General features: G+C 65.8%; 12 protein-coding genes. 9 read left to right on the forward strand and 3 right to left on the reverse strand.

From position 1 onward, the window contains the following. Position 1: 1 nt before the first annotated feature. On the forward strand, positions 2-982 hold the full coding sequence (locus WI560_RS32100) for an NAD(P)H-dependent glycerol-3-phosphate dehydrogenase (RefSeq protein WP_375306359.1): 981 nt from the start codon (positions 2-4) through the stop codon (positions 980-982). Positions 983-1,094: 112 nt separating this feature from the next. Continuing rightward, a complete protein-coding gene (locus tag WI560_RS32105; RefSeq protein WP_375306360.1) occupies positions 1,095-1,508 on the forward strand; it encodes an EVE domain-containing protein in 414 nt (137 codons plus the stop codon). 123 nt (positions 1,509-1,631) lie between these two features. Here the strand turns inward: WI560_RS32105 and WI560_RS32110 are convergent, their stop codons facing one another. Beyond that, positions 1,632-2,798: a DNA topoisomerase IB gene (locus WI560_RS32110; protein ID WP_257197451.1), complete on the reverse strand. Its 1,167-nt coding sequence runs from the start codon at positions 2,796-2,798 to the stop codon at positions 1,632-1,634. 402 nt (positions 2,799-3,200) lie between these two features. On the opposite strand from WI560_RS32110, the gene acs reads away from it, so the two are divergent. Both acs and WI560_RS32120 read left to right on the forward strand, forming a co-directional pair. Next, a complete protein-coding gene (acs, locus tag WI560_RS32115; RefSeq protein WP_257179166.1) occupies positions 3,201-5,147 on the forward strand; it encodes an acetate--CoA ligase in 1,947 nt (648 codons plus the stop codon). 408 nt (positions 5,148-5,555) lie between these two features. After that, complete coding sequence (locus WI560_RS32120) at positions 5,556-6,071, forward strand: L,D-transpeptidase (protein ID WP_375306361.1); 516 nt, start codon at positions 5,556-5,558, stop codon at positions 6,069-6,071. Positions 6,072-6,125: 54 nt separating this feature from the next. Here the strand turns inward: WI560_RS32120 and WI560_RS32125 are convergent, their stop codons facing one another. Then, positions 6,126-6,707: a thermonuclease family protein gene (locus tag WI560_RS32125; RefSeq protein ID WP_375306362.1), complete on the reverse strand. Its 582-nt coding sequence runs from the start codon at positions 6,705-6,707 to the stop codon at positions 6,126-6,128. 200 nt (positions 6,708-6,907) lie between these two features. Here WI560_RS32125 and WI560_RS32130 point away from each other — a divergent pair, with 200 nt between their 5' ends. From WI560_RS32130 to cysN, 4 genes are all read left to right on the forward strand, one after another. Continuing rightward, on the forward strand, positions 6,908-8,626 hold the full coding sequence (locus WI560_RS32130; protein ID WP_375306363.1) for a methyl-accepting chemotaxis protein: 1,719 nt from the start codon (positions 6,908-6,910) through the stop codon (positions 8,624-8,626). 154 nt (positions 8,627-8,780) lie between these two features. Then, positions 8,781-9,800 carry a sulfotransferase family protein gene (locus WI560_RS32135; protein ID WP_375306364.1) on the forward strand — a complete coding sequence of 340 codons (1,020 nt, stop codon included), beginning with the start codon at positions 8,781-8,783 and terminating at the stop codon, positions 9,798-9,800. 5 nt (positions 9,801-9,805) lie between these two features. After that, a complete protein-coding gene (cysD, locus tag WI560_RS32140; protein ID WP_375306365.1) occupies positions 9,806-10,768 on the forward strand; it encodes a sulfate adenylyltransferase subunit CysD in 963 nt (320 codons plus the stop codon). Next, positions 10,768-12,663, forward strand: a complete 1,896-nt coding sequence (gene cysN / locus WI560_RS32145) for a sulfate adenylyltransferase subunit CysN (protein ID WP_375306366.1) — start codon at positions 10,768-10,770, stop codon at positions 12,661-12,663. The genes cysD and cysN overlap by 1 nt, the downstream gene beginning before the upstream one ends. 77 nt (positions 12,664-12,740) lie before the next feature. Here the strand turns inward: cysN and WI560_RS32150 are convergent, their stop codons facing one another. After that, positions 12,741-12,956, reverse strand: a complete 216-nt coding sequence (locus WI560_RS32150) for a DUF1674 domain-containing protein (RefSeq protein ID WP_257179159.1) — start codon at positions 12,954-12,956, stop codon at positions 12,741-12,743. 190 nt (positions 12,957-13,146) lie between these two features. Here WI560_RS32150 and WI560_RS32155 point away from each other — a divergent pair, with 190 nt between their 5' ends. Beyond that, complete coding sequence (locus WI560_RS32155) at positions 13,147-14,493, forward strand: RsmB/NOP family class I SAM-dependent RNA methyltransferase (RefSeq protein ID WP_375306367.1); 1,347 nt, start codon at positions 13,147-13,149, stop codon at positions 14,491-14,493. Positions 14,494-14,646 lie beyond the last annotated feature (153 nt).

The following is a 14,646-nucleotide window of genomic DNA, read 5'->3' on the forward strand; positions in this document are numbered from 1 at the left end:
AATGTCCGCGTTCCAATCCGTCGCGGTGATCGGCGCGGGCGCCTGGGGCACGGCACTGGCGACCGTGGCCGCACGGGCCGGGCGCGCCGTGACGCTGTGGGCGCGCAACGCCGAACATGCCGCGCGGATCGCATCGACGCGCGACAATCCGCGGCTGCCCGGCGTGCGGATCGCCGCTGAAATCGTCGTCACGAGCGACCTGGCGCTCGCTGCGCGCGCGGACATGCTGCTGATTGCGACGCCGGCGCAGCATCTGCGCGGCGCGGTCAACATGCTGGCCTCGCATCTGGCAAGGCCGGCGCCGATCGTTGCCTGCGCCAAGGGCATCGAGCACGGCACTCACAAATTCATGACCGACGTGATTGCGGAAGCCGCCCCCAGCGCGCAGCCGGCGATCCTGTCGGGACCGAGCTTCGCCGACGACGTCGCGCGCGGCCTGCCGACCGCGGTGACGCTGGCGGCCGGCGATGAGCGGCTGGCGAGCGCCCTGGTGCAGGCGCTGGGCTCGCCGACATTCCGCCCCTATCACTCCACCGACATCCGCGGCGTCGAGATCGGCGGCGCCGCCAAGAACGTGCTGGCGATCGCAGTCGGCATCGCGGTCGGGCGCAAGCTCGGCGCCTCCGCCCAGGCCGCGCTGACGACGCGCGGCTTTGCCGAACTGACCCGCCTCGGCCGCGCGCTCGGGGCACGCAGCGAGACGCTCGCGGGACTCTCCGGTCTCGGTGACCTCATCCTGACCTGCGCGAGCCCGCAATCGCGCAACTTCGCGCTGGGGCTCGCGCTCGGACGCGGCGAGCCGTCGCCCGCCGGCAAGCTCGCCGAGGGCGAGTTCACCGCGCCGGTCTTGATCGAGCTCGCAGCTTCGCGAAACATCGAGATGCCGGTCTCGGAAGCGGTCGCGGCGATCCTCGGCGGCCGGAGCACGATCGACGCGGCGATTTCGGGGTTGCTGACGCGCCCCTTCAAGTCTGAGGAATGACGTCGTCTCGTCATGCCCGCGCTTGTCGCGGGCATCCACGTCTTGATATTGACTGGATGAGAGACGTGGATGGCCGGGACAAGCCCGGCCATGACGAATGATAGGGCACGCTATGAACTACTGGCTGGTGAAATCCGAACCGTCGGTGTGGTCCTGGGACCAGCAGGTGGCGAAGGGCGCCAAGGGCGAGGCCTGGACCGGCGTGCGCAATTACACCGCGCGCCAGAACCTCGTCGCCATGAAGAAGGGCGACAAGGCGTTCTACTATCATTCGAACGAGGGCAAGGAGATCGTCGGCATCGCGGAGGTCATCAAGGAGGCCTATCCCGATCCGACCGACAAGACCGGCAAATTCGTCTGCGTCGACATCAAGGCCGACAAGCCCTTGAAGAAACCGGTGACGATGGCCGCGATCAAGGCCGAGAAGAAGCTGGCCGATATGGCGCTGGTGAAATATTCGCGGCTCTCGGTGCAGCCGGTGACGGCGGAGGAGTGGAAGCTCGTCTGCAAGATGGGCGGGCTGTAGTCGCTGCGGGTATAGCTCTCGTTTGGTGGGCAAAGGCGCACTCCGCGCCGTGCCCACCAATTCTCTCGATATCAGTTGGAAATGGTGGGCACGCTTCGCTTTGCCCACCCTACGGCACCGGCGTTACACCGCCGCGGTCGCGACCACTTGCGCCAGCAGCTGCTCGCGCCGCGCCTGGGAGCGCTGGCCCTTCATGGTCGCGGCAAAGCGTTCGAGGATGCCCTCCTCGAAGGCGGTGACGATGGTGTCGTGGACGTAGCTCTTGCGGCAGATCGCCGGCGTGTTGGAGAGCTTGTCGGCGGCGGCGCGGATCGCGTCCAGCACCTGCTTGTTGCGGCCGCGCTGGCTGGTCGCCGGCGTGATGCGCGACAAGGATTCCACGACCACGGCAGAGGCCATCAGCGTGCGAAAATCCTTGAGCGAGATCTTGATGCCGGCGATCTCGCGCAGGAACGCATTCACCTGCGTGGTGCTGACCGCGCGCACGATGCCGTTGGCGTCGCGATACTGGAACATCCGCTTGCCGGGGACGCCCTGCAAGATGCCGATGGCGCGCACCAGCTTGGCCGCGTCGCATTCCTTGCGCACCGCCTTGCCGCCCTTCGCCTTGAAGGTCAGCACGAAGCAATCGTCTTCCAGCGTGACGTTGGATTTCAGCAGCGTGGTGGCGCCGCGGGTGCCGTTGAGGCGGGCATAGGATTCGTTGCCGGGGCGGATCGCGGTGCGCGCGATCAGCTCGATCACGGCCGAGAGCGCGAACTCGCGCGTCGGCGCGTCGCCCGACAGGAACGCCGAGACCTTGCGCCGGATCTTGGGCAGCGCGCCGACGAGCTTTTCCAGGCGATGCGCCTTGCGATGCTCGCGGACCTTCTCCCAATCGGCGTGATAGCGATATTGCAGCCGGCCCGCGGCATCACGGCCCACGGCTTGAAGATGCGAACTCGGATCGGCCGAGTAGCGCACCTCGCGATAGGCCGGCGGCACCGCCATGGCGTGCAGCCGACGGATGGTGCGGGCGTCGCGGATGTGGGCGCCGTTGGGACGGACGAAGGAATAGCCCTTGCCGCGCCTGATGCGGCGAATGGTCAGCTCGTTCTGGTCGCCAAGCCGCAGGCCGAGCTCCTTGGCAAGCGCCTCGACCGTCGCCGGCGCCGCATCAAAGGTCTTTTTGGGGCTGGGACGCCTGAAAGGGGCCGATTTGGGCCATTGTCCGAGGGCCTTGGCCAGCGCAATGGCCGCAGGATCGGCTGAAGCGGGCCGTATCGTCCCGAGATTCTGCTGATCCATCATAGTCTTATGCCTTAGCCCTGTCTGTTATCGGTCAATGCCGCAATTCTGATTTTTGTTCCGAAGGGTCTCTCCGGACCCGGGTTGGCCATTTAGGGTGTTCCGAACCGCATTGCGAGTCCCGAATCGGTGACAGGAGGTTGCCAAATACCGGCTGCGTCGCGTGGGCGCTCTGCACCGGCCCATTCCTGAGGGTCGGGTCAAAGCCTGAACGCCGCCCGTGGGGCCTGTTTCAAATCTGCGACAGCCACCGCAGGTGGGCTTGATCCTCCGCATGGCGGGCAGCCCGCCGAAGGTACAGCTTGTGCTCCTTGTCGGGTCCGGTTAGCCCGACGCATAATCAGTCAATGATCAAGTCGGCTCGCCAGTCGCTAGCGTTCGGCCTGCCGTATGTGGAGGGAAAGCATGTCCGAGAAGATCTACGACGTCCCTGCGGAGTGGGCAAAGCGCGCCTGGGTCGACCAGGCCAAGTACAAGGAGATGTACGCTCGCTCGATCTCGGACCCGAACGGTTTCTGGGCGGAGCAGGCCAAGCGCATCGACTGGATGCACGCACCGACGAAGATCGAGAACGTCTCGTTCGCACCCGGTAACATCTCGATCAAGTGGTTCGAGGACGGCATCCTCAACGTCGCCTACAATTGCATCGACCGGCATCTCGCCAAGCGCGGCAACCAGACCGCGATCATCTGGGAAGGCGACGATCCCTCGCAATCCAAGCACATCACCTACCAGGAGCTGCACGACGAGGTCTGCCGGATGGCCAACATCCTGCGCACCCGCAATGTCGGGAAAGGCGACCGCGTCACCATCTACCTGCCGATGATTCCGGAAGCGGCCTACGCGATGCTCGCCTGCGCGCGCATCGGCGCGATCCACTCCGTGGTGTTCGCGGGCTTCTCGCCGGACAGCCTCGCCCAGCGCATCAACGACTGCAAATCCAAGGTCATCATCACCGCGGACGAAGGCCTGCGCGGCGGCAAGAAGGTGCCGCTGAAGGCCAATGTCGATGCGGCGCTCGCCAAGGCCGACGGCGTCGACTGGGTCGTCGTGGTCAAGCGCACCGGCGGCAAGATCGACATGAATCCGACGCGCGACCTCTGGTATCACGAGGCGGCGGCCATGGTGACGACGGAATGCCCGGTCGAGCACATGCACGCCGAGGACCCGCTGTTCATCCTCTACACTTCGGGTTCGACCGGCCAGCCCAAGGGCGTGCTGCACACCTCCGCCGGCTATCTCGTGTTCGCCTCGATGACGCATCAATACGTCTTCGATTATCACGACGGCGACATCTACTGGTGCACCGCGGATGTCGGCTGGGTCACCGGCCACAGCTACATCCTCTACGGGCCGCTCGCGAACGGCGCGACCACGCTGATGTTCGAAGGCGTGCCGAATTACCCGGATAATTCCAGATTCTGGAACGTCATCGACAAGCACAAGGTCAACATCTTCTACACCGCGCCGACCGCGATCCGCGCGCTGATGCAGTCGGGCGACGAGCCGGTGAAGAAGACCTCGCGCGCGAGCTTGCGTCTGCTCGGCTCGGTCGGCGAGCCCATCAACCCGGAAGCCTGGGAATGGTATCACCGCGTCGTCGGCGACGACCGCTGCCCGATCGTCGACACATGGTGGCAGACCGAGACCGGCGGCATCCTGATCACGCCGCTGCCGGGCGCGACCAAGCTCAAGCCGGGCTCGGCGACCCAGCCGTTCTTCGGCGTGGTGCCCGAGATCGTCGATGCCGACGGCAAGGTGCTGGAGGGCGAAACCTCAGGCAATCTCTGCCTCACCCGCTCATGGCCGGGCCAGATGCGCACCGTCTACGGCGACCATGCCCGCTTCGAGCAGACCTATTTCTCGACCTACAAGGGCAAGTACTTCACCGGCGACGGCTGCCGCCGCGATGCCGACGGCTATTACTGGATCACCGGTCGCGTCGACGACGTCATCAACGTCTCCGGCCATCGCATGGGCACCGCGGAAGTCGAGAGCGCGCTGGTGGCGCATGAGAAGGTCTCGGAGGCCGCGGTGGTCGGCTTCCCGCACGACATCAAGGGCCAGGGCATCTACGCCTATGTCACCCTGATGGCCGGCATCGAGCCGACCGAGGATCTGCGCAAGGAGCTCGTCACCTGGGTGCGCAAGGAGATCGGCCCGATCGCCTCGCCCGACCAGATCCAGTTCGCACCGGGCCTGCCCAAGACCCGCTCCGGCAAGATCATGCGCCGCATCCTGCGCAAGATCGCCGAGGACGAGCCGGGCAGCCTGGGCGACACCTCGACCCTGGCCGATCCCGCCGTGGTCGACGACCTCGTCAAGAACCGGCAGAACCGGAAGCCGGCATAAGGCAATCCCGTGCCCCGGACGCAGCGCAGCACGCAAGTGATGCGCTGCCGAGCCGGGGCCCATCGTTCCAAACGCGAAGAACTGAGTCCCGTATCGGCGCTCCGCTTGTCCGGACATGAGAGCGGGTGTGAGCTCGCCTTCAACCAACGGCCGTTCATAACCTCACGCGCTTGTCAGCGCACGCAGCGCCGCGCCGGTATATTTCCCGCCGAGTGTTGTTTTCAGGTCATTTACTTTATTTCGAACATTTCCTTTGTTCCCCCTGCTGGCCGGCCTTCGGTGGCCGTGCGTGGAAACCATCCGGTTAACGGGCGCGGTTAAGAATGTCCCCTCACGAGGACTTGGCGCGGCGGCGATTGCAGGTTCTGCGTCATTTTGGATGATCCGATTGTGGCAAGGGGGAGATCGATGTCGATGAGGATTGCGGTGGCGATGGCCGCCACCATCGGAGCTGGGGTCTTGATGTCGACGGCGGCAGAAGCGCGGCCGGAAATGGTGGGCACGCACCTCGCGGACTATTCGCCAGGCACGATCGTGGTCAAAACCAGCGAGCGCAAACTCTATCTCATTCTCGATAACGGCCACGCCGTGCGCTATCCGGTTGGCGTCGGCAAGTCCGGCAAGCAATGGGCCGGCACCACTCGCATCGACGGCAAGTATCGCAACCCGGCCTGGGCGCCGCCGGCCGAGGTCAAGCGCGACAAGCCCAACATTCCCGACATGATTCCCGGCGGCTCGCCGCGCAACCCGATGGGCGTCGCGGCGATGACGCTGGCCGGCGGCGAATACGCCATCCACGGCACCAACGTGCCGGGCTCGATCGGCGGCTTCGTCTCCTATGGCTGCATCCGCATGCTCAACGACGACATCACCGATCTCTACAGCCGCGTCTCCGTCGGCACGACGGTGGTCGTGACACGCTGATCCCGCGGTCGGCCGCGACAAGAACGAGCCGCGTCTTCGGACGCGGCTTTTTTGTTACCAGAGGCGCCAGCTGCGTGCGCACCAGCCGTCGCGATGGCCGCCATTGTAGCTTCGCACAAAGCCGCCGGCGAGCAACGCCGCGGAAACGTTCGCGGTCCGCCGCGTCGCGACGTCGGCGAGCACGCGGCCATATTTGTCGGGGCCGAGATTGGTGATGGTCACGCCGCCCTGGCCGAGCAGATCGCGCAACGCGCGGGCCGCGGCTTCCGCCTTGTCCAGCTCCTCCCGGCAGGATGCTTTCAGCTCGGGCGCATCGATGCCGCGCAGCCGAATGCGCACGACGTGGTCGCGTCCCTCGCGCAGACGGACACGCGCGAGAAAAGTATCGCCATCGATGGCACGGATGAATTCGACGGGACGCACGTCCGCGTGGCCGGTCTGCTGAAGAACGATCTCGGCATCGCCGGTACGATCGGCATCGGGAACGAGCCAGTGCGTTCCATGACGAAATGTGAGCACGACGGCCACCGCGATGCCCACCACGAACATCCAAGGCAGCAGGCCGGTGAAGCGGCGGCCGAACGGCGAGCCGCTGAACTGCGGCCGACGGGAATGGGGGCGGTCCTGGAAACGCATTAACTCACGCTAGGACTGAGTCGGGGGAACTCACAAGCGCGAGCGCGCACCCGGCGGAACCGGATCCGCTGCGAGCCTGCACGAAATTTCCGCTTCGACAGCATGTCAGCCGTAGTTCTACTGGACGGCCGCGAATCTTTTCAAATTCTCAATCATTGGTTGCGCATACCTGTTATACGTCAAATCGTGGGGAGATTGCCGTGGGGTCATTCAGGTTTCGCATTGGAACAAAGCTCGGCATCGTCACGGGCGTGAGCGTCGTGCTGGTCGGCGGCATGCTGACCAATCAGATGCTGGGCAACCGCTCGATTGCGGAATCCAATCGTCTCGTCACGATCAACTATCTCAACAAGGGCAATGCGCAGTCGGCGCAGACGGCGATGGCACGGGCGCAGCTCGCCGCTCTCGAGCTCAGCTCGGCACCGTCAGCCGGTGAGGTGGACAGGCTCCTCGAGCTTCTCCGCACCCGGGCGGGCGAAGCCGGCACGGAGATCCACGCCGCGATGGAGCGGGCGACCCGGAAGGTCACGCAGGACGCCTACCGCGAGACCAAGACATTCGTCGATGCGTATCTGGCCAGCGGCGTCGAGCTGGCGGCGGCGCAAAAGGCCGTCATTGCCGCCCCTGCAGGCGGTGCCAAGCTTGCAGCCGAGTCGGCCAGGGCAAGCGTTCTCGCCGAGCAGATGCGGCCGGCAGCCCAGGAGGTCAGCAAGCGGATCGACGATCTCGTCGGCGTCGCCAACGAATTCGCCGCGCGCCGCAAGGGCGAGATGCTGGCCGAACTGGACCGGGTCGCGAACTTCGCCTTGATCGTCGGCCTCTTCGTCGTCCTGACGCTGATCGGCTCCGCGGTCTTTTCCGTCTTGAACGTCGCCCGCCCGATCCGGCGCATCGGCGACGTGCTCCTGCAACTCGCGGGAGGCAACAAGGCGATCAAAATTCCCTACACGAGCCGCGGCGACGAGGTCGGCGACAACGCCCGCGCAGCACAGACCTTCAAGGAAAACCTGATTCGCATCGAGCAGATGGAAGCCGAGCAGAAGAACCAGGAAGCCGCAGCCGCCGCCCAGCGCAAGCAGGAGATGACCCGGCTCGCAAACGCGTTCGAAACTGCGGTCGGCGGCATCATCGACTCGGTGTCGACCGCCTCCCAGCAGCTCGAAGCCGCGGCCGGCACATTGTCGGGCACGGCCGAACAGACTCAGCAGCTCTCCGGAATGGTCGCCGCCGCCTCGGAGGAAGCCTCCACCAATGTCGGAGCCGTGGCGTCCGCGGCCGAGGAAATGAGTACGTCGGTCGTCGAGATCGGCCGCCAGGTGCACGATTCCAGCCGCATCGCCGGCGATGCGGTCAAGCAGGCCGAGCGCACCGATGCCCGGATCAACGAGCTGCTCAAGGCGGCGGGCCGCATCGGCGACGTCGTCAAACTGATTACGGCCATCGCCGAGCAGACCAACCTCCTGGCGCTGAACGCAACGATCGAGGCCGCCCGCGCCGGCGAATCCGGCCGCGGCTTTGCGGTCGTGGCGAGCGAGGTCAAGGCGCTCGCGGCGCAAACCGCGCGCGCGACCGAGGAAATCAGCGCACAGATCGCCGGCATGCAATCGGCAACGGAGGACTCCGTCGGAGCGATCAAGGAAATCGGGACGACGATCGGCCGCATCTCCGACATCTCGACGACCATTGCCGCGACGATCGAACAGCAGGGCGCCGCGACGGCCGAGATTGCGCGAAACGTCAGCGAAGCGGCCAAGGGAACGGTCGAAGTCGCGGACAAGATCGCCCACGTCAGCCAGGGCGCCAGCGCGACCGGCGCGGCGTCGGGACAGGTGTTGGCGTCGGCGCGCTCGCTGTCGCGCGAGAGCAATCTCCTGAAGACCGAGGTCGAGAAGTTCCTCGAGACCGTGCGCGCCGCATAGGTCCGCAACGACGCGGCGAGCACAATTGCCGTGCTCGCCGGACGTTCACAACCCCCGGGATTACCCGGGTTTGACCGGCGTCATCGTCAACGCTAGGTTGAATATCGAAGCGTAAGCAACTTGCTTGCGGAACTTGTTCAGCGAGTCCCCCACCATGAACATCGACGCATCGTCCCCCGATTCGCTCGAGCGAATCGCCGATCTCGTTCGTCAGCAACATCCTTCGCTCGAAACCACGCTGCTTTCGCCGGTGGACGGATTCCAAACCAGGACCGTCGCGCTCGAAACGCTGATGCGCGAGGTGACGGAGTGCCTGGCCGACGGCTTCAAGCATCGTCCACCGCAAGATTTTCCCATGCTTTACTTTGCATGCGGCAAGGCGCGCGTCGGATCGACGGCCCTGAGCAATCTGTTCGGCATGACGGGGATGCCGTCGTACTATCAGCCGTTGAAGGCCATGCTGCGCGATGCGCTCGTCGGCAAGAGGCCGGCGCCGTGGATCGTACCGTCGGCAAACGACGAGCCGCATATCTTCAGCAAGGAAACGATCGGACCTTACGTGCTCGCCGAGAGCCTGTTCAATCCGCTCAAGCTGCTGATCGAGGCGGGCTATCCGCCGCACCGGCTGCACCTCATCATGCTCGACCGCGAGCCGGCAAGTTCACTGGCGTCGTGGCTCGACAAGCTGATCTCGCGCGCGCCTGCAGATGTACTGCTGCGGCACTATGTCGTCGCCGCGCTCAGCGCGGCTCAGCTCGCCAGCTACGCCCAGCGACACGACGTTGCCGTCACTCACTACGTCTACGAAGTGAGCAAGGAGGCCGTGTCGTCGATCCGCGTGCTGTTCGACCGGATCGGCCTTTCGGACAGCTTCAACGAGAATGCCGTGACGTCCTGGCGGGAACCGGGAGAGGCGCAAGCGAACAATGCGCGCGTCATCTTCCCGAGCGAAGCGACCATCTACAAGGTGCCCAATCTGCACACCTCCGACAGTGCCTATCGCTACCAGCGCCGTGCCACCGCCGCTCTGAGCGAAGCGCAACGCGAGGTTCTGGAGCGCTGTGGTGTCAACGATGCCTATCGCGCCTCGGTCGCAGCCTGCGTTCGCGACCTCGGCCTGAATGCGGCGCTGTCGCAACGTCTGTTCGGCGACTGGTTTGCTGCGGCCGCGTGATCGTAATGCTGGACATTCCCACCATCGCCGATCCCACCCTCCGTGAAGGTGCAGGCGGCAAGCAGCTTCACGTCGCCAACCATCTCCGGCGCCTGGAGGCGGAAAGCATAAACATCCTGCGGGAGACGGCAGCCGAGTTCCGCAAGCCGGTCATGCTCTACTCGATCGGCAAGGATTCCTCGGTGCTGCTGCATCTGGCGATGAAGGCGTTTCATCCCGGCAAGCCGCCGTTTCCGCTGCTGCACGTCGACACCACCTGGAAGTTCCGCGAGATGATCGCATTTCGCGACCGCCGAGCGCATGAGCTCGGCCTCGATCTGATCGTCCATACCAACAACGACGGATTGCGAGAGGGCATCGACCCCTTCACCCACGGCTCGGCCCGCTACACCGACGTCATGAAGACGCAGGCGTTGCGGCAGGCGCTCGAACGTCACGGCTTCGACGCCGCGATCGGGGGAGCGCGGCGCGACGAGGAGAAGTCGCGTGCCAAGGAGCGTGTGTTCTCGCACCGGAGCGCGGCGCATCGCTGGGACCCGAAGAACCAGCGGCCCGAGCTGTGGAGCCTGTACAACACGATGCTCGCGCCCGGCGAGAGCATGCGGGTGTTTCCGCTGTCGAACTGGACCGAGCTCGACGTCTGGGACTACATCCTGCTCGAGGACATCCCGATCGTTCCACTCTATCTGGCGGCCTCGCGCCCCGTGGTCGAGCGCGACGGCGCGTTGATCATGGTGGACGACGAACGGCTGCCGCTGCATGCAGGTGAACAGCCGCAATGGCGCTCGGTCAGATTTCGGACCCTGGGCTGCTATCCGCTCAGCGGTGCCACGATCTCGACGGCGGCAACCCTGCCTGAGATCGTGCGGGAGATGACGGCCTCGCGCACCTCCGAACGGCAGGGACGCATGATCGACCGGGACAGTCCGGCATCGATGGAGCGCAAGAAAGCGGAAGGCTATTTCTGATGTCCTATCATGAAGCCCCCACGATCGCCGCCTCCGGTGCGCCGCGGCTGGACCAGGACGACCGTCCGACGCTGCGTTTCGTCACTTGCGGCAGCGTCGACGACGGCAAGAGCACGCTGGTCGGCCGCCTGCTCTACGATTCCAAGACGCTGCTCGACGACCAGCTCGACGCGCTGGCGTCCGAGAGCAAGACTGTCGGCACCACCGGCGGCGATCTCGATTTCGCGCTGCTGGTCGACGGCTTGCAGGCGGAACGCGAGCAGGGCATCACCATCGACGTCGCCTACCGCTTCTTTGCCACCAGGCTGCGCCGCTTCATCGTCGCCGACACGCCAGGGCATGCGCAATATACGCGCAACATGGCGACGGGCGCCTCCAACGCCGAGCTCGCCGTGGTGCTGGTCGACGCCCGCAAGGGCGTGATCACGCAGACGCGGCGCCATAGCCACATCCTGTCGCTGCTGGGTATCCGTCACGTCGTGCTCGCCGTGAACAAGATGGACCTGATCGGCTTCGACGGAGATCGCTTTGCGGCCATCACTGCCGAGTACCTGACCATGGCCGGGCAGCTCGGGATATCGCAGGTCCAGTGCATTCCGGTGGTGGCGCCCGACGGCGACAACATCGTCGCCCCGAGCGCGCGGATGCCCTGGTACACCGGGCCGACCGTCACGGCCTATCTGGAATCGGTCGACGTGTCCGGCGACGCCTCGCAGCGGCCGTTCCGGCTGCCGGTGCAATGGGTCAACCGGCCGAACGCGGAGTTTCGCGGCTTCTGCGGGCGGATCGCCAGCGGAACGATTGCGACCGGCGAGACCGTCGCGGTGCAGCCCTCGGGCCGTCAGACCCGGGTCGCGCGCATTCTCACCCCCGGCGGCGAACGTGATCGCGCGGCGGCGGGCGAATCGATCACGCTCACATTGGCCGACGAGATCGACGTCAGCCGCGGCGACGTGCTGACGGCCGGTCCCGCGCCGCAGCTCTCGGATCAATTGGCCGCCCACCTCGTCTGGTTCGACGACGAGCCCATGGTCGCGGGCCGGCGCTATGCGCTCAAATGCGGCACGGCCTCGACCGGTGCGGTGGTCACGACGCTCAAGCACCGCATCGCCATCGACACCATGGCTCAGGAGAGCGCTGCGACGCTCGGTGCCAACGAGATCGGCTTCGCCCATCTCAACCTCGACCGTCCATTGGCGTTCGAGGCCTATCGCGACGACCGCGACATGGGCAGCTTCATTCTGGTCGACCCGATCAGCCACCGCACCGCCGCGGCGGGAATGATCGAGCATCCACTCCGCCGCGCCACCAACGTTCGTTGGCAGCGGCTTGCCGTCGACAAATCGGTGCGCGCGCGGCTGAAGCAGCAACGGCCATGCGTGCTCTGGTTCACAGGACTGAGCGGCGCCGGCAAATCGACGATCGCCGATCTCGTCGACCGCAGGCTCGCCGAGCTCGGCCGCCACGCCGCGCTGCTCGACGGCGACAATCTTCGCCACGGCATCAACCGCGACCTCGGCTTCTCCAGCGCGGACCGGGCCGAGAACGTCCGGCGCGCCGGGGAGATCGCCGCGCTGTTCGTCGACGCCGGCATGATCGCGCTGGTCGCGCTGATCTCGCCATTCCGCAGCGAGCGCGAGCTGGCGCGCCAGCGGGTCGAGGCAGGCGAATTCATCGAGATCCATGTCGCGACCCCGCTCGCCGAATGCGAACGTCGCGATCCCAAGGAACTCTATCGCAAGGCACGGGCAGGCGAGATACCGGCGTTCACCGGCATCGACCAACCTTACGAGGCGCCGCAGGCGCCGGAAATCACCATCGATAGTTCGGAGCTGTCGACCGACGCGGCTTGTGAGCGCATCATCGGTTACTTGCAAGAACGCAATTACCTGTAACGACCGGCCCTGGATCCGATGCAGCCACGAAGGAGGTGCGCTCCCTCTCCGCTTGCGGGAAAGGTCAAGCAAAAGGCTCAGAAGTCGGAGGCGATGCCCTTGCGTTCCCAATCGCCGTAGCGGGTCGGCTCGGGACCCTTCGGTCCCTGCAGCTCCTTCGCCTTGGCCGTGGTCTTGGCCTCGCTGCCGGCTTCCGCGGCAGCAGCCTGCCGGCGTGCCTCGGCTTCGGCCAGCGCGCGCTGGGCTGCCGGCGTGAGCGGCTTGCGATCGGGAACGGGAGGCTGGTCACTCATCGTCCGGTCTTCTAGCGCAGGACGCGCCGCAATGCGACGTGCAATAACGCATTCCTGAAATCAGGCCCGAAAGGGCTGAAAAAGCCGGAAGCGATTCTTACATTTGGCATATTCGCGTGCCAGAGATTGCCTTCTCAAGGCATGCGCCCATTGCGGCGGAACTGCCGCTCGCTCAGAACCTTGCTTCCGCATGCCATCTCAACGTTTTGCTCCTCCGCCCGAAGTGCCAGGCCTTGCGGCACGACGGATTGCCGCCGACATCGTCGACGGCGTGCTGCACAAGCGCCGCACGCTTGACGATCAGCTCGACGGCAGCGGTGCCCATCCCGGACTGAAGTCGCTGGCCGACCGCGACCGGGCGTTGATGCGGCGGCTGGTTGCCACCGTGCTGCGCCGGCTCGGCACGCTCGGCCATGTGCTGTCGCGCCTGCTCGACAAGGGCATTCCTTCCGACGCGCCGCGCGCGCAGAGCGCGCTGCTGATCGGCGCGGCGCAGATCCTCTGGATGGACGTGCCGGATCACGCCGCCGTCGATCTCTCCGTTCGCCTGGTGCAATCCGACCGCCGTGCCGCGCGCTATGCCGGCCTCGTTAATGCCGTGCTGCGTCGCTGCGCGCGCGAGGGCAAGGCGCTGGTCGAGGAGGTCGCCACGCAATCGCTCGACCTTCCGCCATGGCTGCTCGCGCGCTGGAGCGCGCATTATGGCGAAGCGACCGCACGCGAGATGGCGCTGGCGCTCGGCCACGAGCCCTCGCTCGATCTCACCGTGAAGTCGGATCCCGCGCAATGGGCGAGCCGCCTGCACGGCGAGATGCTGCCGACCGGGACGGTGCGGATGCTGCTGCACGGCGCGGTGACGATGCTGCCCGGCTTCACCGAGGGACAATGGTGGGTGCAGGACGCCGCCGCCGCGTTGCCGGCCCGGCTGTTCGGCGATGTCAAAGGCAAGTCCATTGCAGATCTCTGCGCCGCTCCCGGCGGCAAGACCGCGCAACTGGCGCTGGCGGGCGCGCAGGTCACGGCGATCGACCGCTCGCCGGCCCGGGTGGCACGACTGCGCGAGAACCTGGCGCGGCTGTCGCTCCAGGCCGAGACCGTTGTCGCCGACGCCGTGGAATGGGCCGGCCCCGCCGAGGGCTTCGACGGTGTCCTGATCGATGCGCCCTGCACCTCGACCGGCACGATCCGCCGCCATCCCGACGTGGCCTGGCTGCGGCAGGAATCCGACATCGCGCCCCTGACCGCGCTCCAGCAACGGCTGCTGCGAAAATCGGTGTCGCTGCTCAAGCCGGGCGGCACGTTGATCTACTGCACCTGCTCGCTGGAACCCGAAGAAGGCGAGCAGGCCGTGGCGACGCTGCTGGCGGCCGAGCCGGCGCTTCGCCGCGTCCCGATCGCGGCGGCGGAGGTCGCGGGCCTGGACGAAATCCTCAGCCCGGAGGGCGATCTGCGCACCCTGCCCTGCCATCTGCCGCATGCCGATCCCAAGCTCGGCGGGCTCGACGGATTTTTCGCGGCCCGGCTGGTTAAATCCTGATTTTGCACTGGATTTTGCGATCGGCGCTGATTCGCGCCGTTCAAGGTGGTGTCAGACGGCCGATTTTGGGATTAATAGGGATTCGTCGCTAATTCTCTCCCCCTTCAAGGCACGGCGTGTCGGTCGCTCAACGCAGACATATCTCGACGCTGG

It is taken from the genome of Bradyrhizobium sp. A11 (assembly GCF_042077125.1).
Lineage (GTDB): Bacteria > Pseudomonadota > Alphaproteobacteria > Rhizobiales > Xanthobacteraceae > Bradyrhizobium > Bradyrhizobium japonicum_B.